A 19,873-nucleotide genomic window follows, 5' to 3' on the forward strand; every position below is an offset into this window, starting at 1 on the left:
AAACTATCGAAACCGAAACAGGAGAGACCCCTGGCCCGAGGCCCTATCCCGAACCAGCTCCCCACCCGCGACGGCCCCCGGGTGAACGAGGACATCCGCGTGCCGCAGGTCCGTCTGATCGACGAGGCCGGCGAGATGATCGGCGTGATGAGCACGCGCGACGCGATGCTGCGGGCCTACGAGGCCGGCATGGACCTGCTGGAAATCAGCCCCAACGCCGAGCCGCCCGTCTGCAAGATCACGGATTTCGGGAAGTTCAAGTACGAGCAGCAGAAGAAGGCCAACGAGGCGCGCAAGCGCCAGAAGGTCGTCGAGATCAAGGAAATCAAGGTTCGTCCCAATATCGACGACCACGACTACGACGTGAAGATGCGCGCCGCGCGGTCCTTCATCGAGGAAGGCGACAAGGTCAAGGTGACCCTGCGCTTCCGTGGCCGCGAGATGGCGCACCAGGATCTCGGCGCCAAGGTGCTGGAGCGGATCCGCAACGAGCTGGGCGAGACCGTCAAGGTGGAGTCCATGCCGCGGCTGGAAAACCGCCAGATGATCATGGTGTTGGCGCCGAAGTGACGCCTGTGGCGGCGCCTGCTGCCGCCATCGCCGCGTAGGGGCAACCGCCGGCCTTGCGCCGGCGTCGCACCGCGGCGGCATAGCGCCCGGGGCGGTGCTCCGGGTCCTGGCTGGGCGCGACCACGTCGCGCATCCAGCCCTGCCATTCCTCCTCCTCCATGCCGCCGAGCCCACTTTCCACCGTGACCGCGTCCAGCACGGCGTCGGCATAGGCCGCCTGCGGCACTGGCACGGCCTGCACGAAGGGCAGGTGGCGGCGGAAGGATACGGGCTCGTCCGTCCGGGTCAGGCGGAAATTGGCGAAGATCGGGCCGCCCCAGAGATCCGCTTCCACCACGCCCTCGAACCCGGCCAAGCCTGCGGGGACGGGCAGGTTTGCCGGCGGCCGCAGCAGCAGCCCCCAGCCCGGCGCGGTGCGGGCGAGCAGCCCGGTCCAGACCTGCACCATGCCCGGCTCCGGCAGCACGGTGAGGAAGGGCGGCGAGTAGCCCTGCGCGCTTTCCGGGGCGGCGGCGTCGAAAGCGGTGGCGAAGTGCGGGAACTGCGCGGCTTCCAGCGGCAGCCAGCCCTCGAAGGCCTCGGCACAGGACCACCAGATCCGTTGGCCGTCGAACAGCAGCTCGAAATCCGTGGGCGGGTAGAGCCACCAGCCGTAGCCGCTCGCCGTAGCCACGGCGTCGCACCATCGCGCGGCGCGCACGGGCAGCGTTCCCATCGCGTCCCGGCCGGCGCGGACCGGTTGCGGCATGCCCTCGATCAGGGCTCGGAAGCGGACGGGCGGCGTGGCGTTCATGGTGGCAGGTCCTCGGTCGGGCACACGGGGGCCGGGCGCGGCGGGGGAGGCGGCGCGCCCGGCAGTGAGGCTCAGCGGCGCTTCAGGCCGGCACCGACGCGCACGCGCCCGCTGTCGGACACGCTGGCCGGCATCAGCTTCAGCCCGGCGCCGACGCGCACCGCACCCTTGTCCGCCACGAAAGCAGGGGCGAGCCGCAGGCCGGCCCCGACGCGCACGCGGCTCGGATCCGCCACGGTGGACGGCGCACGCTTCAGCCCGGCACCGACGCGGACACGGCCGGCATCAGCGACGGAGGCGGTGGAGCGGAGGAGGGAAGAACGCTGCATGATCGGAACTCCGGATGGGGGCGCGGGATGCGGCCGTTGCAACCGTCGGGGCCTTGATGACTCGGCCTCAACGGAACAGAGCGTAGTATTAGGATTTTGATCCGGTCAATCAGAATGTCTGCCTATTGTGAAGGAAGTTGTCCTTGACAGTCTTTTCACGGATTCGGTGCAGCTTCTGACGCGTACCGAGCCGGCGGCACCGGCACACTCCCCGTGTTCGAGGAGAGTCGCCATGCCGTCTCGTGCCGCCCGGTCCGTCAACGAATCCTTCCCGCCCGACGTCCTCGCGGCGGCGCAGCGGCTGAATCGGGTGCAGGAGCGCATGGCGGCGCTGACCGCCCCCGCCACGCTGGCCGAGGCCATCGAACGCGACTTTCTCCTGTTCGACTTGCACGATGCCCGGCGCGCGCTGCGCGCGGCGATGCACGCTCCCGAAATCTCCGCCGAGCTTCCGCCCAGGTAGCTGACGGAGACCGGGCGACCATCCGGGCTCCTGGCTGCCCTTCGGGCCGGTTTCGGCCTGGCGTGATGGACTCGGCATCCGCTTACAGTTCGACCAAGGAGTCACTCCTTGGGGTTAGGTCGTGCCTGCGTGGCACCTCAAACGGTGAACCCGAACGGAAGCCTGCTGCATCACCGGTGATCCGCTCACCGTCGCTACGACCGTCCGCTGTGAAATCCGGAGCGCCAAACCTCCGCGAGTTGTTCCGACGACCCTTGTGCCTCCCGAGCCGCGATCTCTTGGTAGTGTGCTTAGGACGGTTGTCCGTTGTGGATTGGCGGGCTCCCCCATCTCCGACGGCGGAATTGAAGCCTCGCCCTCCTGGGAACTGGCGAAAGCATCCTCGACGAGCGCTACGAACCGGTGTCGATGCCTTTGTCCCGTTGAACGCAACAGTTGCGGTCACCGGAACCGGCCACGGAGATGGATGTCAGAGCGCGAGAGTCCAAGATTTGCGCTTCTCCGGAAGAACTTAGACCTAGCGACGGAAACTTGTCCTTGACATCCTTTTCACAGTGCCCGCGTGACTTCTGACGCGCATCGGCAGGGCGTCTCCAACACACTTCAGGTGTTCAAGGAGAACTGTATGTCGATTCGTGCTGACGAGTCCGGCGAAGCCTTCTTCTCGGCCGGTATGCTCGCTGCAGCATTTCGCCGCTTGGGCGAGGTGGAAGACCGCATGGCGGCGCTGCAGTTTCCCGCGACCAGGGCGGAAGCCATGGAGCGCTTCGATCTGCTCTTCGAGTGGTACGACGCCCGGTACGCGCTGCAGGTTCTCATCCGGGCCCCTGAGCCGCCCGCGACCGCTGCCACCCCTGACAGGGTGAGGGTCATGGAAATGCAGGACTAGAAGGCGCGGCCGAGTTTCGCGGGGTTCCCTTCCGGGTCCGGGTCGCGCCGCCGCTGGCATGACGCAGGGATGCCCGCCCTGCCCAGGGGCGGATGCATGGGGGCTACCCTCCTGCACACGCTGCCCTAGGCTGCGCGCGAATGCTTGCAACCCCTACTGACCTGCGACTCCGCCTCACCTTGCTGGGATCGGTTGACGCCTGGAGCCTGACCAGTGACCGGGTGCTGCCGCGCAGCCGCAAGGGGCGCGCGTTGCTGGGCGTGCTGGCCATGGCGGCGGGGCAGCCGGTATCGCGCACGCAGCTGGCCACGCTGTTGTGGCCACGCTCCGCCGCGGAACAGGCGCGCGGCAGCCTGCGCCAAGCGTTGCACGAGCTGGCGCTGGACCTCGCGCCCGCCGGCACCAGGTTGGTGCTGGCCGAGCGGGAAGGAGTGGCGCTGGATGCTGCCCGCACCTGGGTGGATGCCCTGGCCGTGCTGGATGCCGAGGCGGACCGTCCGGAAGCGCTCGACCTCGCGGCCGAACCGCTGATGCGCGACCTCGATGGATTGTCGCCCAGCTTCGACGGCTGGCTGGCAGTGCAGCGGCGGCGCGTGCTCGATGCCGCGGTGGCGCTGGCGCGGCGACTGTTGCGCGAAGCGCCCGAGGCGGAGCGGGACGCGGCGGCGGCACGGCTGCGCCGGCTGGCCCCCGCGGACCCGGACGCCGTGGGGACGGTCGAAGCACCACCGAAAAGCGACACCGACCCGCCAGGGGCACCGCCGATCGTTGCGGCGCGGCGCGGCTGCCGCCTCGGCGTGCCGCCGCTGGCCGTGCTGGGCAGCGGCGACGACGCGCATCTCGCGGTGGGACTGGCGGAGGAGATCACCGCCGGGCTGGCGCGGTTCCGCTGGCTGTTCCTGGCCGATCCCGCCACCCTCGCCGTCGCCGCGGACCCGGTGGCCACCGCCGCCGCCATGGGACTGGACGGGGTACTGCTGGGTTCCGTGCAGCGGGCCGGCACCCGGGTCCGGGTGGGGCTACGGCTGGTGGACCCGCGCACGCCTGGCGGCGACGTGCTGTGGTCCGCCCGCTTCGACGGGGAGGGCGACACCTTCACCCTGCAGGACGAGGTCGCCGCCGCCGTGGTGGCCCGGCTGGACCCGGAGTTGCTGCTGATCGAGGCGCGGCGCGTTTCCGCCCGCCCGCCCACCGATCCCACCGCGCACGAACTCCTGCTGCGCGGCATGTCGGCGCTGCACGGCCTGCAGCGCGACAGCTTCGAGGCAGCGGGCGCCACCCTGGCGGAAGCCGTGCGGCGCGATCCCGGATTCGCGGCGGCGCATGCCTGGGCGGCCTGCTGGCACGTCTTCGCCGTGGGCCAGGGCTGGGCGGCCGACCGGGAAGCGGCGCTGAGCCAGGCGGAGAGCCTCGCCGCCCGCGCCGCGCTGCTGGACCCGGCCGATGCGCTGGCGCTCACCGTGCGCGGCCACGTGCTGGCCTATCTGCACCACCGGCCGGAAGAAGGCTCTGCCCTGCACGACCGGGCGCTGGCGCTGAACCCCAACCTCGCCATGGCCTGGGTCTTTTCCGGTCTGGCCCAGAGCTATTGCGGCCGGCACGAGGAAGCGCTGGCCCGGCTGGAGCGCTACGCCCGGCTGGCGCCGCTGCACCCCATGGCCTTCTTCTTCGACGGCGCCCGGCTGGTGCCGCTGATGCTGCTGGGCCGCTACGACGAGGCGATCGCCGCCGCGCGGGCGGTATCGGCGCTGAACCCTGCCTTCTCCTTTCCGCTGCGACCCTGGCTGGCCTGCCTGGGCTGGCTGGGCCGGGCCGCAGAAGCCGAGGCCGTGCGGAACCACCTGCTGGCGCTGGAGCCGGGCCTGTCCATCCGCGCCGCCCTGCGCCGGGCGCCACTGCGCCCGGACGACCTGGAGCTTTACGCCGAGGGCCTGCGCCGCGCCGGCCTGCCGGAGGATTGACGCGCGGCGGCCTATTCCGCCGTGGCGCCGGATTGCCGGACGATCTCCGCCCAGCGGGTGATCTCGGTTTTCACGAATGCGTCGAAACTGTCCGGGCTGGTGCCGCCATCCGGCGTCAGCCCCGGCGGCAGGCCGCCGAGATCGGCCAGCTTCGCCGCCGTTTCCGGCTCCCGCAGCACCGTCGATACCGCCTCGGCGATGCGCGCCACCAGCGGCGCCGGCGTGCGCGCGGACACCTGGATGCCGAACCAGGCCGTGGCCTCCACCCCGGGCTGCCCGCCCTCCGCGGTCGTGGGCACCTCCGGCAGCGCGGGGCTGCGCGTCGCCGTGGTCACCGCCAGCGCCCGTAGCCGCCCGTCCTTGATGTGGCCGATGGCGGAAGGGAGGTTGTCCACGCCGCATTCCACCCGCCCCGCCATCACCTCGGCCAGCATCGGCCCGGCGCCGCGGAAGGGTACGTGCGTCATGTCCAGCCCGGCGCGCAGCTTCAGCAGTTCCCCTGTCAGATGCAGCGAGGTGCCGGCGCCGGCGGAGCCGATGTTCAGCTTGCCCGGCCGCTCCCTGGCATAGGCCACGAATTCGGGCAGCGACCGCACGGGCAGGGAAGGGGTCACGAAGATCACGTTGGGCACCCGCGTCGCCAGGGCGACGTTGGTCAGCTCCTCCGGCTTGTAGGGCATCCGGGCGCCGTAGAGCGCGTAGTTGATCGCGCCCGTGCCGATGGTGGTCAGCAGCAGCGCGCTCCCATCGGCCTCGCCCTTGGCCACCAGGTCGGAGCCGATATTGCCACCGGCGCCGGCGCGGTTCTCGACCGGGAAGGGATGGCCCAGCCGCTGCTGCAACCGTTCTGCCAGGACGCGCGCTACGAGGTCGGTCGTGCCCGCCGGCGGGAAGGGCACCACCATCCGCACGGGGCGCGTCGGCCAGGATGCAGGCTGCTGCGCCCAGGCGGTTCGGGTGTCCGGCAGGGCGGCGAGCCCGGCCAGCAAGCTGGGAAGCAGACGGCGTGGAACAGGCATGACGATCCTCCGGTTCCGGCGTCGTGGCGCGAAGGCGCCGGTTGCCTTAGTCCTGCCGCAGAGAAGTCGCCTTCTGCAAGAGCCACCTCCTCCCTCATCTCATGGTCGCGGGACACGATAGCCGCATGGGTTTCGTCCGCCTTTATTCCCGGGTGCTGGGGCTGCTGGCGCCGGATCGCTGGGTCGCCATCGGCCTCGCCTTGGCATCGCTGGCCCTGGCCGGTCTGCAATTCCTGGAACCCGTGCTGTTCGGGCGCGTCGTGGACGTGCTGTCTTCCACCGGCCGCCTGCCGGACAGCGAAATCTGGCGCCAGGCGGTGGCGCTGCTGACCGTCTGGGGCGCGGTGGGGCTGACGGGCATCGCCGCCAACGTGGCGACCTCGCTGCTCGCGGACCGCATGGCGCACCGCAACCGCCTGACCTCGATGCACCGCTTCTTCCAACACGTCCTGGCCCTGCCGCTGAGCTTTCACGGCGACACCCAGTCGGGGCGGGTGATGAAGGTGATGCTGGTGGGCACGGACCACCTCTTCTCCGTATGGCTGTCCTTTTTCCGCGAACACCTGGTGACGCTGATCTCCGCCCTGGTGCTGCTGCCGCTGACGGTGCTGCTGAACTGGCGCCTGTCGATGCTGCTGATCGCGCTCGTGATCGTGTTCGCCGCGGTAGCGACCTTCGTGATCGGCAAGACACAGGACGCCCAGCGCTCGGTGGAAGGGCTGCAGTCGGAACTGGCCGGCAACGTCCAGGATGCGCTGAGCAACGTGGTGGTGGTGCAGGCCTTCACCCGCATGAGCGCGGAGTCGCGCATGTTCGGCAACGTCATCCGGCAGGTGCTGGACCACCAGTTCCCCGTGCTGAACTGGTGGGCCGTGGTGTCCGTGCTGACGCGCGGCTCCTCGACCATCTGCGTCATTTCTATCTTCGTGCTCGGTACCTGGCTGCATATGCGCGGCCAGGCCACGGTGGGTGAGATCGTGTCCTTCATGGGTTTCGCGGGGATGCTGATCGCCAAGATGGAAGGGGCGGTCGCCTTTTCTTCCCAGCTCGTGCTGCAGATGCCGGCGTTGAAGGAGATGTTCGAGGTCCTGGACGTCCGCTCCAACGTGCCGGAGAAGCCCGATGCGGTGGATCTCGGCCGCGCCCGCGGCGAGGTGCGGTTCGAGAACGTGGCCTTCGGCTATCCGGGCGGCCCGCGCATCCTGCGCGACGTGTCCTTCACCGCCGCCCCCGGCCGCTCCCTGGCGCTGGTGGGGCAGACCGGCGCGGGCAAGTCCACGGCCATGTCGCTGCTCCAGCGCCTCTGGGACCCGGTGGAAGGGCGCGTCACCCTGGACGGGCATGACCTGCGCGACGTGACCCTGGACAGCCTGCGGTCCAACATCGGCGTGGTGTTCCAGGACTCCATGCTGTTCCGCCGCACCATTCGCGAGAACCTGCTGGTGGGTCGCCCCGACGCCACGCAGGAGCAGATCGAGTACGCCTGCCGCATGGCCGAGGCGCACGACTTCATCGTCCGCCAGCCCAGTGGCTACGACACCCTGATCGGCGAGCGCGGCAGCACGCTCTCGGGCGGGCAGAAGCAGCGCCTGAGCATCGCGCGCGCCCTGTTGAAGGACCCGCCGGTGCTGATCTTGGACGAGGCCACCAGCGCCCTGGACACCGCCACCGAGGCCCGGGTGCAAAAGGCACTGAAGGCCCTGATGGCTGGCCGCACCACCTTCATCATCGCCCACCGACTCAGCACGGTTCGCGACGCTGACGAGATCATGGTGTTCGAGTCCGGCGTGGTGGCGGAGCGCGGCAGCTTCGAAGAGTTGGTGGCCCAGGGTGGTCGCTTTGCCGAGCTGGTGCACACCCAGCTCGCGGGCACCCAGCAGACGCACCACGCCCCAACTGCCCAGGCGGCCGAGTAGGGCAACGGAACGTTCGTACTCCGGATTGTCCGGAGCGAAGCAGGTTCGGGGGTTAGTGGAAGACCTTGATGACGTTGCCCAGGCTTGGCGGGCCACCAGCGTCGGGCACCATTGCATACATGGCAGGGTAGAGTGCCTAATTCGTAATCATTTCGTGGTTCGATGTCCTGTAGCGGAGGACGGCACCGCGACGACCCGGTCGTATCTTCACAGCCCCCGCACGGGGTCTTTTCACTCCATCCAGCGGCCACTCTGAAAGCTCCCCCGGCGTAGGCATGCTTGTTGCGTCTCACCTCGCCTAAGCTCCGGATCAGCACCTGATTCGAGCGTCCACCAGGGCGCCTCGAAACACGGAAGGCCTCCCGGATTGCCGAGGGGGATAGCGGCTGCCGTGTTCACCACCGTCCTGATCGCCAACCGTGGCGAGATTGCCCTGCGCATCGCGCGCACCCTGCGCAGCATGGGCATCCGCAGCGTTGCCGTGCATTCCGACGCCGACCGCAACAGCGCCCACGTTTCCGCCGCCGACGTCGCGGTCGCACTGCCCGGCGATGCTGCCGCGGACACCTACCTGCGCGGCGACCGCATTATTGCCGCAGCGCTCGAGCACGGCGCCCAGGCGGTCATTCCCGGCTACGGCTTCCTGTCGGAGAACGCCGATTTCGCCGCAGCCTGCGAGGCTGCGGGTCTCGCCTTTGTCGGCCCAACTTCCGAGCAGATCCGGCAGTTCGGCCTGAAGCACGCTTCGCGCGAGATCGCCGCGGCGGCGGGCGTGCCGCTGGTGCCCGGCACCGGCCTGCTCGGCAGCCTGGAAGAGGCGCGCGCCGCGGCCGCCCACCTCGGCTACCCCGTGATGCTCAAGAGCACGGCCGGCGGCGGCGGCATCGGCCTGACTCGCTGCGACGAGGAAGCCGGGCTGGTGGCTGCCTTCGAGGCGGTGCAGCGCCTCGCGGGCAGCTTCTTCAAGGACAGTGGCGTCTTCCTGGAACGCTACGTCGACAACGGCCGCCACGTGGAGGTGCAGATTTTCGGCGACGGCCGGGGCACCGTGGCCGCCCTGGGCGAGCGCGACTGTTCGCTCCAGCGCCGCAACCAGAAGGTCGTGGAGGAAACCCCCGCGCCCCTTCTCCCCGCAACGACCCGCATGAAGCTGCTCGACGCCGCGCGCCGCCTGGGTGAGGCGGTCGGCTACCGCTCCGCCGGCACGGTGGAGTTTATCTATGACCAGGCCCGCGACGAATTCTACTTCCTGGAGGTGAACAGCCGGCTGCAGGTCGAGCACCCCGTCACCGAATGCGTCACCGGTCTCGACCTCGTGGAATGGATGATTCGCACCGCTGCCGGCGATCCGCCGGCGCTGCGCGACCTTCCCGCGCCCGAGGGCCACGCCATCGAGGTCCGCCTCTACGCCGAGGACCCGGCCCGCAACTTCCAGCCCTCGCCCGGCGTGCTGACGGAGGTGCGCTTCCCCGAAGGAGTGCGGGTGGACGGCTGGGTGTCCACCGGCACCGAAGTCTCGCCCTTCTACGATCCGATGCTGGCCAAGCTGATCGTCCATGCGGACACGCGCGGCGCCGCCATCGCCGCGATGCGCCGCGCGCTGGACGAAACACGGCTGGGCGGCATCGCGACCAATCTCGACTACCTCCGGCAGGTGCTCGCCTCGCCGGACTTCGCGGCCGGCAAGGTGTCCACCCAGGCCCTGTCGCACCTCCATTACCAGCCCTCCGCCGTGGAGGTGCTGGAGCCCGGCACCTTCACCACCGTGCAGGATGAACCCGGCCGCACCGGCCTGTGGCACATCGGCGTGCCGCCCTCGGGGCCGATGGACGACTACGCCTTCCGCCTGGGCAACCGGATCGTCGGCAATGGCGCAGAAGCGGCCGGGCTGGAATGCACGCTGCTGGGCCCGACCCTGCGCTTCCACGCGGATACCACCATTGCCCTGACCGGCGCTCCCAGCGGCGCCACGCTGGACGGCATCCTCGTGCCGGGCTGGGAACCCGTGGCCGTCCGTGCGGGGCAGGTGCTGGCCATCGGCCGCGCCACCGCCGGCTGCCGGGCCTATCTCGCCGTGCGCGGCGGCTTCGACGTGCCGCTCTATCTCGGCAGCCGCGCGACCTTCGTGCTCGGCCAGTTCGGTGGCCATGCCGGCCGTACCCTGCGCCCCGGCGACATGCTGCCCCTCGGCACCCCCGGCGACACCTCGCCCGCTCCCGCGCCCGCCGCGCTGGTGCCCGAATACCCGAAGGGGGCGTGGGAAGTCGGCGTCCTTTACGGCCCGCACGGTGCCCCGGACTTCTTCACCCCCGACGCCATCGCCAGCTTCTTCGATACGGCCTGGGAGGTGCACTACAACTCCAACCGCCTCGGCATCCGGCTGCTCGGCCCCAAGCCCAGCTGGACCCGCACCGACGGCGGCGAGGCCGGGCTGCACCCCTCCAACATCCATGACTGCGAATACGCGGTGGGCAGCGTGAACTTCACCGGCGACCTGCCGGTGATCCTCACCCGCGACGGCCCGAGCCTGGGGGGCTTCGTCTGCCCCGTGACCATCGCCAAGGCCGAACTGTGGAAGATCGGCCAGGTGAAGCCCGGTGACCGCATCCGCTTCCGTCCCATGGGCTTCGACGATGCGCTGGCGTTGGAACGCGCCCAGGACGCCGCCATCGCGGCACTCGCCCCGATGGCGCCGCTCGCGCAGGCCACGCCGCCCGCGCTGGAGCCGGGCACCACCGTTTCCGCCACCGTGCTGGCCGAACTTCCCGCGCGCCCGGACCGGCCGCAGGTCGCCTACCGCCAGGCTGGGGACCGCTACCTGCTGATCGAATACGGGCCGAACCTTCTGGACCTGCGCTTCCGCTTCCGCATCCACGCCCTGATGGAGGAGCTGAAGGCCAACCCGATCCCCGGCATCCTGGAACTCTCGCCCGGGGTCCGCTCGCTGCAGGTCAACTTCGATGGCCGCGTGATCCACCAGCGCGACCTGCTGGCCGCCCTGCTGGCCGCCGAGGAGCGCCTGCCGCCGGTGGACCGCATGCGTGTCACCACCCGCGTCGTCCACCTGCCCATGGCCTTCGAGGACAGCGCGACCCTCGACGCCGTGACGCGCTACCGCGAAACGGTGAAGAGCAGCGCTCCCTGGCTGCCCAACAACGTCGACTTCATTCAGCGCATCAACGGGCTGGAAAGCCGCGAGGCCGTGCGGGACATCGTGTTCCGCACCTCCTACATGGTACTCGGCCTGGGCGACGTGTACCTGGGCGCCCCCTGCGCCGTGCCGGTGGACCCCCGGCACCGGCTGCTGACCTCCAAGTACAACCCCGCCCGTACCTTCACCGCCGAGGGCACGGTGGGGATCGGCGGCGTCTACATGTGCATTTACGGCATGGATTCGCCCGGCGGTTATCAGCTGGTCGGCCGCACCCTGCCGATCTGGAACAAGTTCAACCGCAACCCGGTCTTCGCACCCGGCGAGCCCTGGCTGCTGCGCTTCTTCGACCAGGTCCGTTTCTTCCCGGTGTCGGAGGAGGAACTCTCCGCGCAGCGCGACGCCTTCCGCGAGGGCCGGGCCGGCATCCGCATCGAGGAGGAGGTCTTCGACCTCGGCGAGTACGAGGCCTTCCTGGACCGCGAGGCGGACAGCATCGCCGCCTTCCGCGCCCGCCAGCAGGCCGCCTTCACGGAGGAGGTCGCGCTGTGGCAGGCCGACTCACTGATCACGGCCGAACCGGCCGCCGAACCGCCGCCCGAGGACGAGGCCGGGGAGGGGCATCCCGTCGCCTCCGACATCCAGGGCAGCGTGTGGAAAGTGCTGGTGGAATCCGGCCAGTCCGTCGAGGCTGGAGAGCCGATCGTGATCCTGGAAGCCATGAAGATGGAACTGACCGTGCGCGCCCCCGTGTCCGGCACCGTGGCCGCCCTGCGCTGCCGACCCGGCCGCCAGGTCGCCGCCGGCGACACGCTGCTGATGATTGAGCCCGCCTGATGGCGTCGCAGCCCTTGCCCGAATTCCCCACCATCGCGGCCCTGCACGCTGGCTACGCCACGGGCGACCTGACCCCCGCCGAGGTGCTGGCCGCGGCCTATGGCCGCATCATGCTGGCCGACGACCCCGGCATCTTCCTGTTCCTGCTGCCGGAGGAGGACACCCAGGCTGCGGCCGCCGCCCTGGGCCCGTTCGATCCCATCGCCAAGCCGCTCTGGGGCGTGCCCTTCGCGGTGAAGGACAACATCGACGTCGCCGGCATGCCCACCACCGCGGGCTGCCCGGACTTCACCTACCTGCCCGAGCGCACCGCCCCCGCCGTGCAGCGGCTGCTCGATGCCGGGGCGGTGCTGCTCGGCAAGACCAACCTGGACCAGTTCGCGACCGGGCTGGTGGGCGTACGGACCCCCTATGCCGTGCCGCGCAACGCCATCAATCCCGCCATCGTGCCGGGTGGGTCCTCCTCCGGCTCCGCGGTGGCGGTGGCGCACGGCATCGCCAGCTTCGCCCTGGGCACGGATACCGCCGGCTCCGGACGGGTGCCGGCGGCGCTGAACAACATCGTCGGCCTCAAGCCCAGCCTGGGCATGGTGTCCGGCACCGGGATGGTGCCGGCCTGCCGCACGCTGGACACCATCTCCGTCTTCGCCGGCACGGTGGAGGATGCCTACGCCGCCTATGCCGCGGCGGCGGGCTTTGACGCGGCCGATCCCTGGTCGCGCCGCCTGCCCGTGCCGGGCCGCGCGGCGGCGCTGCCGACGGGGCTGCGCCTGGCCGTGCCGGACGCCGCTGGCCGCCGCTTCGGCGGCGACCCACTGGCCGAGGCTGCCTTCGCGGCGGCCGTCGAGGGCCTGCCCGCCGCCCTGCCGGGCGCGACGGTGGCCGAAACCTCGCTCGCGGAGTTCTTCGCGGTGGCCGAGCTGCTCTACAGCGGTCCCTGGGTGGCCGAGCGCTACCAGGCCGTCCGCGAGCTGATCGAGACCTGCCCGGAGGTCCTGCACCCCACCACCCGCGGCATCATCGAGGGTGCCACCCGTTTCTCCGCCGCCGATGCCTTTGCCGGTCTGTACCGGCTGGCCGAACTGCGCCGCGCCACGGAGACGTTATGGACGGGAACCGACATCCTGGTGGTGCCGACCATCCCCCGACCGCGCACCACCGCCGACCTCGCCGCCGATCCGATCGGCCCCAACAGCGAACTGGGCACCTACACCAACTTCGTGAACCTGCTGGACCTTTGCGCCCTGGCGGTTCCGGGTGCTTTCCGGCCGGACGGCCTGCCCGCCGGCATCACCCTGATCGCGCCATCCGGCCGGGACGCGCTGCTGGCGGCCGCGGGCGCGGCCCTGCACGCCGCCGCGGGCGAGCGGCTCGGCGCCAGCACCGCCCCGGTGCCGCCCGCACCCTCCGCCGCCGCCGCGGCCCTACCGGGCGAGATCGAGCTGGTGGTGGTCGGCGCCCACCTGTCGGGGATGCCGTTGAACGACGAGCTGACCAGCCGTGGCGCACGCTTCCTGCGGGCCGTGGACACCGCGCCGGACTACCGGCTCTTCGCCCTTCCCGGCGGCCCGCCGGCCCGCCCCGGCCTGTTGCGGGTGGCGCCGGGGCAGGGGCACCGCATCGCCACGGAGGTCTGGGCGATCTCGCCCGAGGGCTTCGGCAGCTTCGTGGCCGGCATTCCGGCGCCGCTGGGCATCGGCACGGCGGTGCTGGCCGACGGCACCCGGCCCAAGGGCTTCATCGTGGAGCCGGAAGGGCTGGGCGGGGCGGAGGACGTGTCGCGCTTCGGCGGCTGGCGGAACTACGTGGCGTCGCTGAGGGGCTGAGGCGCGGCCGACCAGGAGTGGGTGCGCCCGCTACCAGCCGCGCAAGTGCTCGGTTCGGCGCGCCTTCCCCGCCCGGCCTCGGCCTGCGCCGGGGCTGGCGAAAAGGACATGCGATGGTGAGCGGTTAGGGCAGAACTCGCCGATCACACGGACACGCGACGCAGCACCTCCGCCCGGTCCAGCGCTTCCTTGCGCCCGGCGATCACCACCTCGCCGCGCTCCATCACGGCCAGGCTCTGGCCGAGTTCGAAGGCGAAGTCGAAATACTGTTCCACCAGCAGGATCGCCATCTCGCCTCGCGCCCGCAGCAGGGCGATGACGCGGCCGATATCCTTGATGATGGAGGGCTGGATGCCCTCGGTGGGCTCGTCCAGCACCAGCAGCCGCGGCTTCATCACCAGGGCGCGGGCGAGCGAAAGCTGCTGCTGCTGTCCGCCGGACAGGTCGCCGCCGCGCCGGTGCAGCATGGTCTTCAGCACGGGAAACAACTCGAAGATCTCATCCGACACGCGTCGCTGCTTGCGCGGCAGGACGGCGAAGCCGGTTTCCAGGTTCTCGCGCACGGTCAGCAGCGGAAAGATGTCGCGCCCCTGCGGCACCCAGGCGATGCCGCGCCGCGCCCGCTCATAGAGCGGCAGGCGCGTGATGTCCTGGCCTTCCCACCGCACCGTGCCGCGGGTCACCGGATGCGCCCCGGTGACCGCCCGCAGCAGGGAGGTCTTGCCGACGCCGTTGCGCCCGAGCAGGCAGGTCACCTCACCCATCCTGGCCTGCAGGGACACGCCGCGCAGGGCGACCGCGGCGCCGTAGTGCAGCTCCACGCCGGACACCTCCAGGGCCGCGGCCGCCGCGGTGGCCGGCGCCACGCCCGCCGGCCGCGCCGTAGCGTCCGGCAGCACGCTGCCCGCGGCTTCAGCGGCCAAGATACACCTCGACCACCCGGGGATCGGCGCTGACATGCGACAGCTGCCCTTCCGACAGGACGCTGCCCTCGTGCAGCACGGTCACCTTCACGCCCAGGGCGCGGACGAACTCCATGTCATGCTCCACCACCACCACGGAGCGGGTGCGGTTGATCTCGCGCAGCAGTTCCGCCGTTTGCGCCGTTTCGGCATCGGTCATGCCGGCCACGGGCTCGTCCACCAGCAGGAGCTGCGGGTCCTGCGCCAGCAGCATGCCGATCTCCAGCCATTGCTTCTGCCCGTGGCTGAGGTCGCCGGCGCGGCGATGCGCGTGCTCGACCAAGCGGATCGTGGTCAGGATTTCCTCGATCCGCCGCCCCTCGGCCACGCTTTCCCGCGCGAACAGCGCGAAGCGGGCGCGGCGGTTGCCGGCCAGCGACAGCAGCAGGTTGTCGCGCACGGTGTGCGGCTCGAACACCGTGGGCTTCTGGAACTTCCGCCCGATGCCGAGGCGCGCGATCGCCGGCTCGTCCAGCCGGGTCAGGTCGACATCGGCGCCGAACACCACCTGGCCCTTGTCGGGGCGGGTCTTGCCGGTGATCACGTCCATCATCGTGGTCTTGCCCGCGCCATTGGGACCGATCACCGCCCGCATCTCGCCGGGCTCCAGCACCAGGGAAAGCTCGTTCAGCGCCCGGAAGCCATCGAAGGTGACGGTGACGCCGTCCACGTAGAGCAGGGTTCCCGCCGTGCCGGTCACGAGGTGGCCTCCCGGGCCGCGGCGTCGGCGGGGCTCGGCGGCGGCACCGGCGCCGGCATGCGGCGCGAGGCGAGCGAGGGCAGGCTGCCCACCAGTCCCTTGGGCAGGAACAGGGTCACGCCGATAAACAACCCGCCCAGCGCGAAGAGCCACAGTTCCGGCAGGGCGCCGGTGAACACCGTCTTGAGAAGGTTCACCAGCACCGCGCCCAGGATGGGCCCGGCCAGGGTGCCGCGCCCGCCCACCGCGGCCCAGACCACGGCCTCGATGGAGTTGGCGGGGGAAAACTCGCCGGGGTTGATGATGCCGACCTGCGGCACGTAGAGCGCGCCGCCCAGCCCGGCCATTAGCGCCGACACCACCCAGGCCACTAGCTTGTAGTGCTCGGGCCGGTAGCCGAGGAACCGGGTCCGGCTCTCCGTGTCGCGCACGGCGACCAGCACCTTGCCGAAGCGCGACAGCACCAGGGCGCGGGCCAGCAGGAAACAGCCGCAGAGCGCCACGCCCGTGGCGACCAGCAGGGCGCAGCGCGTCGCGTCGCTCTGCAGGGGAAAGCCCAGCAGCTCCTTGAAGTCGGTGAGGCCGTTGTTGCCGCCGAAGCCCATGTCGTTGCGGAAAAAGGCCAGTAGTAGCGCGTAGGTCAGCGCCTGGGTGATGATGCTCAGGTAGACGCCCGTCACGCGCGAGCGGAAGGCCAGCCAGCCGAACACCAGCGCCAGCACGCCGGGCACGACCAGTGCCATCACCAGCGCGAAGGGGAAATGGTCGAAGCCCCACCAGTACCAGGGCAGTTCCCGCCAGTTCAGGAATACCATGAAGTCCGGCAGCACCGGATTGGCGTAGACCCCGCGGGCGCCGATCTGCCGCATGAGGTACATGCCCATGGCGTAGCCGCCCAGCGCGAAGAAGGCGGCATGGCCCAGCGTCAGGATGCCCGCGAAGCCCCAGACCAGGTCCACCGCCAGGGCCAGCATGGCGAAGCACAGGTACTTGCCGGCGATGGAGACCACGAAGGTCGGTACGTGCAGGGCACTGCCCGGCGGCATCAGCTGGTTCAGCGCGGCCAGCAGCAGCACGCCGCCGAGGACGAGCACCAGGGTGAGGGTGGCGGCACGGTTGCTCATGCGTCGATGAACCTTCCCTTGACCGGGAACAGGCCGCGCGGCCGGCGCTGGATGAACAGGATCAGAAGCACCAGCACCACGATCTTGCCCAGCACCGCGCCCGCCAAAGGTTCCAGGAACTTGTTCACGACCCCCAGCGTCATCGCGCTGATGATCGTCCCCCACAGGTTGCCGACGCCGCCGAACACCACGACCATGAAGCTGTCGATGATGTAGCCCTGGCCGAGATTGGGGCTGACATTGTCGATCTGGCTCAGCGCCACCCCGGCCAGACCCGCCACGCCGGAGCCCAGGCCGAAGGTCAGCGCGTCCACCCAGGGCGTGCGGATGCCCATGGCGGACGCCATGCGCCGGTTCTGCGTCACCGCCCGCATCTGTAGGCCCAGCGCCGTGTAGCGCAACGCCAGCATCAGCGCCGCCAGCACCAGCGCCGCGAAGACGATGATGGTCAGCCGGTTCCAGGTGAGCGTCAGCCCGCCCAACTGCGTCGCGCCGCTCATCCAGGCGGGGGTGCCGACCTCGCGGTTGGTGGGGCCGAAGACGGAGCGCACGGCCTGCTGCAGCACCAGCGACAGGCCGAAGGTCGCCAGCAATGTTTCCAGTGGCCGGCCATACAGGAAGCGGATCATGCAGCGCTCGATCAGCACGCCCGCCGCACCCGTCACCAGGAAGGCCACGGGAATGGCGATGAACAGGCTGGCGCCGAAGAGCTCCGGCGCATGGCTGCGGATCACCTCCTGCACCAGGAAGGTGGCATAGGCGCCCAGCATCACCAGCTCGCCATGGGCCATGTTGATCACGCCCATCACCCCGAAGGTGATGGCGAGGCCGGCCGCCGCCAGCAGCAGCACCGAGCCGAGGCTGAGGCCGTAATAAACATTCTGCGCCGCCGACCAGAGCTGCAGGTTGAAGTCGATTCCCTCCACCGCCGCCGCAGCCGCCGCAGCCACCGCCGGGGGCTGCGCCGAAAGGGAGGACAGCAGCGCCCGTGCATCGATATCGCCCCGCGCCCGCAGCACGCCCACCGCGGCCAGGCGGTCGGGTTCGGCCGCCTCGGTGGAGGACAGCAGCGCCGCGGCGCGCGCTTCCGCCATGGCGCGCCTCACGCCGGCGTCGCGCTCGGCGGCGATGGCGCGGTCGAGTGCCGGCAGCATGGCGGGATCGCGGGCGCGAAACACGGCCGCCGCCGCCGCGCCGCGCGCTGCGGGGTCACTGGCGAACAGGCGCAGCGCCCCCAATGCCGCCTCGACGCTGCGGCGGAGCGCGTTGTTGACCCGCACGGCGCGAGGATTACCGGAGGCAGCCGCCGGCTCGCCGGTGATCGCGTCGCGATAGGCGGCACCGTCCCGGATCAGCAGGGTCCGGTCGGGCCGCACGAAGAGCCGGCCTTCCGCATAGGCCGCCAGGATGGGGATGGCCCGCCCATCGCCCGAGGCGGCCAGGGATTCCACCCCGCGCCGGACATCGTCGAAGGAGCTGGAGGCGAGCAGCTCCGTGCCGGCCGGCTGCGCCCGCAGCGCGGCCGGCGAGAGTGCCAGCAGAACAAGAAGCAGGAAGCCAGCGAGCCGGACCATGCCGTTCCTTCACGTCCGGAAGGGGCAGGGCTCTCCCGGCCAGGAAAGGGCCGGGGAAGCGGAACCTGCCCGTGGGAACACGGCGGGCGAGGCCGGAACAGGCCCCGCCGCTCGGATCAGTTCGTGCTGCTGGCGCCACCGCACTTGCCGGTGCGGACGTTGAAGTTCCCGCAGCTCATCGGCTTGCGCCAATCCGCGATCAGGTCGCGCGAGCCTTCCAGGTAGGGCGACCATTCCTGTGCCACGATGGTCGGCGTCTGCGACACGATGTTGAACTGGCCGTTGTTCTGGATCTCACCGATCAGCACGGGCTTGGTGATGTGGTGATTGGGCATCATGGTCGAGGTGCTGCCGGACAGGTTGGGTGCGGACACGCCGATCATCGCGTCGATCACCGGGTCGGCGTGGGTGGTGCCGGCCTTTTCCACCGCCTGCACCCACATGTTGAAGCCAATGTAATGGGCCTCCATCGGGTCGTTGGTGACGCGGCGGGGGTTCCGGGTGAAGGCCTGCCACTTCTCGATGAACGCCTTGTTGGACGGGTCATCGACGGACATGAAGTAGTTCCAGGCCGCGAGGTGCCCGACCAGCGGTGCGGTATCCAGCCCGGCCAGCTCTTCCTCGCCCACCGAGAAGGCGACCACGGGAATGTCGGTGGACTTGATGCCCTGGTTCCCGAGCTCCTTGTAGAAGGGCACGTTGGCGTCGCCGTTGATGGTGGACACCACGGCGGTCTTCTTGCCGGAGGAGCCGAACTGCTTGATCTGGCTGACGATGTTCTGCCAGTCGCTGTGGCCGAAGGGCGTGTAGTTGATCAGGATGTCGCTCTCGGCGACGCCCTTGGACTTCAGGTAGGCTTCCAGGATGCGGTTGGTGGTGCGGGGATACACGTAGTCCGTGCCCGCCAGCACCCAGCGCTGCACGCCTTCCTCCTTGGCCAGGTAGTCGACGGCGGGAACCGCCTGCTGGTTCGGGGCGGCGCCGGTGTAGAAGACGTTCTTGCTGCTCTCCTCGCCCTCGTACTGGACGGGGTAGAAGAGGATGCTGTTCAGCTCCTCGAACACCGGCAGCACGGACTTGCGCGACACGGAGGTCCAGCAACCGAAGCTCGCCGCCACCTTGTCCTGCGAGATCAGCTGCCGCGCCTTCTCGGCGAAGAGCGGCCAGTTGGAAGCGGGGTCCACCACCACCGCTTCCAGCTTGCGGCCGAGCACGCCGCCCTTCTTGTTCTGCTCCTCGACCAGCATGAGCATGACATCCTTCAGCGTGGTCTCGCTGATCGCCATGGTGCCGGACAGGGAATGCAGGACGCCGATCTTGATCGGCGCACCGGCCGGCGCACCCTGCGCCCGGGCGGAGCCGATGATGGCGGGGAAACCGCGCAGCCCCGCGGTGGTGGCCAGGGCGGCGCCGAGCAGGCCGAGCCGACGCCGGCCCAGGTTGGAAGGGGTGTCGGACATGGGAGGTCCTTTCCGGAAACGGGGCGGGTCGTGCGGCAGGAAGGTCCGACGCGACGGATGGCCGCGCGGGCGGCCTTCGCGGCGGAGCGTTGCAATGCCGGTGCCACGCGGCCGGAACGGTGTTCCGCGCCGACGGAACGAGGCTGGCCCCCAAACCGGTGCCAAGGCCGTGAGCGGATTGTATGCAACTGGCGGCCTGCAGCGACTTTCTGCATACGAATAAAGCAGAATCCGGAAAGTAGGCTCCGGGTGGCCGTTTGGTGCGCTCCAACGGCCGATAACCTGCCCGGCCTTGCCGC

General features: G+C 70.2%; 15 protein-coding genes. 7 read left to right on the forward strand and 8 right to left on the reverse strand.

Features of this window, described 5'->3' with window-relative positions; all coding sequences use genetic code 11:
* Positions 1–45 precede the first annotated feature (45 nt).
* Positions 46–570 (forward strand): translation initiation factor IF-3, encoded by a 525-nt coding sequence (gene infC / locus ACLIBK_RS01150; protein WP_415385559.1) that lies wholly within the window; start codon positions 46–48, stop codon positions 568–570.
* Here the strand turns inward: infC and ACLIBK_RS01155 are convergent.
* Together ACLIBK_RS01155 and ACLIBK_RS01160 are read right to left on the reverse strand one after the other, a co-directional pair.
* Positions 548–1,363, reverse strand: coding sequence for a DUF6065 family protein (locus ACLIBK_RS01155; RefSeq protein ID WP_415385369.1), 816 nt, complete (start codon positions 1,361–1,363; stop codon positions 548–550). The two genes, infC and ACLIBK_RS01155, sit on opposite strands and share 23 nt — an antisense overlap.
* Positions 1,364–1,434: 71 nt before the next feature.
* On the reverse strand, positions 1,435–1,692 hold the full coding sequence (locus ACLIBK_RS01160) for a hypothetical protein (RefSeq protein ID WP_415385370.1): 258 nt from the start codon (positions 1,690–1,692) through the stop codon (positions 1,435–1,437).
* 232 nt (positions 1,693–1,924) lie between these two features.
* Between ACLIBK_RS01160 and ACLIBK_RS01165 the strand changes: the two genes are divergently transcribed.
* From ACLIBK_RS01165 to ACLIBK_RS01175, 3 genes are all read left to right on the forward strand, one after another.
* The gene (locus tag ACLIBK_RS01165; RefSeq protein WP_415385371.1) at positions 1,925–2,155 is read left to right on the forward strand and encodes a hypothetical protein; all 231 of its coding nucleotides are present in this window, start codon (positions 1,925–1,927) and stop codon (positions 2,153–2,155) included.
* A gap of 625 nt (positions 2,156–2,780) precedes the next feature.
* A complete protein-coding gene (locus tag ACLIBK_RS01170; protein WP_415385372.1) occupies positions 2,781–3,044 on the forward strand; it encodes a hypothetical protein in 264 nt (87 codons plus the stop codon).
* A 179-nt stretch (positions 3,045–3,223) separates the two neighbouring features.
* Positions 3,224–5,005 (forward strand): hypothetical protein, encoded by a 1,782-nt coding sequence (locus tag ACLIBK_RS01175; RefSeq protein WP_415385373.1) that lies wholly within the window; start codon positions 3,224–3,226, stop codon positions 5,003–5,005.
* Positions 5,006–5,016: 11 nt separating this feature from the next.
* On the opposite strand, the gene ACLIBK_RS01180 is transcribed toward ACLIBK_RS01175, so the two are convergent.
* Positions 5,017–6,024 carry a Bug family tripartite tricarboxylate transporter substrate binding protein gene (locus ACLIBK_RS01180; protein ID WP_415385374.1) on the reverse strand — a complete coding sequence of 336 codons (1,008 nt, stop codon included), beginning with the start codon at positions 6,022–6,024 and terminating at the stop codon, positions 5,017–5,019.
* A 125-nt stretch (positions 6,025–6,149) separates the two neighbouring features.
* Here ACLIBK_RS01180 and ACLIBK_RS01185 point away from each other — a divergent pair, with 125 nt between their 5' ends.
* The 3 genes from ACLIBK_RS01185 to atzF all read left to right on the forward strand — a co-directional run bounded on the left by ACLIBK_RS01185 (position 6,150) and on the right by atzF (position 13,754).
* Positions 6,150–7,940, forward strand: a complete 1,791-nt coding sequence (locus ACLIBK_RS01185; RefSeq protein ID WP_415385375.1) for a glucan ABC transporter ATP-binding protein/ permease — start codon at positions 6,150–6,152, stop codon at positions 7,938–7,940.
* Positions 7,941–8,331: 391 nt separating this feature from the next.
* Positions 8,332–11,928 (forward strand): urea carboxylase, encoded by a 3,597-nt coding sequence (uca, locus tag ACLIBK_RS01190; RefSeq protein ID WP_415385376.1) that lies wholly within the window; start codon positions 8,332–8,334, stop codon positions 11,926–11,928.
* Positions 11,928–13,754 carry an allophanate hydrolase gene (gene atzF, locus ACLIBK_RS01195; protein WP_415385377.1) on the forward strand — a complete coding sequence of 609 codons (1,827 nt, stop codon included), beginning with the start codon at positions 11,928–11,930 and terminating at the stop codon, positions 13,752–13,754. The genes uca and atzF overlap by 1 nt, the downstream gene beginning before the upstream one ends.
* Positions 13,755–13,897: 143 nt before the next feature.
* On the opposite strand, the gene urtE is transcribed toward atzF, so the two are convergent.
* From urtE to urtA, 5 genes are all read right to left on the reverse strand, one after another.
* Positions 13,898–14,590, reverse strand: a complete 693-nt coding sequence (urtE, locus tag ACLIBK_RS01200) for an urea ABC transporter ATP-binding subunit UrtE (protein WP_415385560.1) — start codon at positions 14,588–14,590, stop codon at positions 13,898–13,900.
* A gap of 76 nt (positions 14,591–14,666) precedes the next feature.
* Positions 14,667–15,416: an urea ABC transporter ATP-binding protein UrtD gene (gene urtD / locus ACLIBK_RS01205; RefSeq protein WP_415385378.1), complete on the reverse strand. Its 750-nt coding sequence runs from the start codon at positions 15,414–15,416 to the stop codon at positions 14,667–14,669.
* Entirely contained in the window at positions 15,413–16,540 is a 1,128-nt protein-coding gene (gene urtC / locus ACLIBK_RS01210) for an urea ABC transporter permease subunit UrtC (protein ID WP_415385379.1), read from the reverse strand. The genes urtD and urtC overlap by 4 nt, the downstream gene beginning before the upstream one ends.
* Positions 16,537–18,114 (reverse strand): urea ABC transporter permease subunit UrtB, encoded by a 1,578-nt coding sequence (gene urtB, locus ACLIBK_RS01215; RefSeq protein WP_415385380.1) that lies wholly within the window; start codon positions 18,112–18,114, stop codon positions 16,537–16,539. Before urtB ends, urtC begins: the two co-directional genes overlap by 4 nt.
* 116 nt (positions 18,115–18,230) lie before the next feature.
* Complete coding sequence (gene urtA, locus ACLIBK_RS01220; RefSeq protein WP_415385381.1) at positions 18,231–19,574, reverse strand: urea ABC transporter substrate-binding protein; 1,344 nt, start codon at positions 19,572–19,574, stop codon at positions 18,231–18,233.
* Positions 19,575–19,873: the final 299 nt, after the last annotated feature.

The sequence above is a fragment of the Roseomonas sp. BN140053 genome, assembly GCF_047690175.1.
Lineage (GTDB): Bacteria > Pseudomonadota > Alphaproteobacteria > Acetobacterales > Acetobacteraceae > Roseomonas.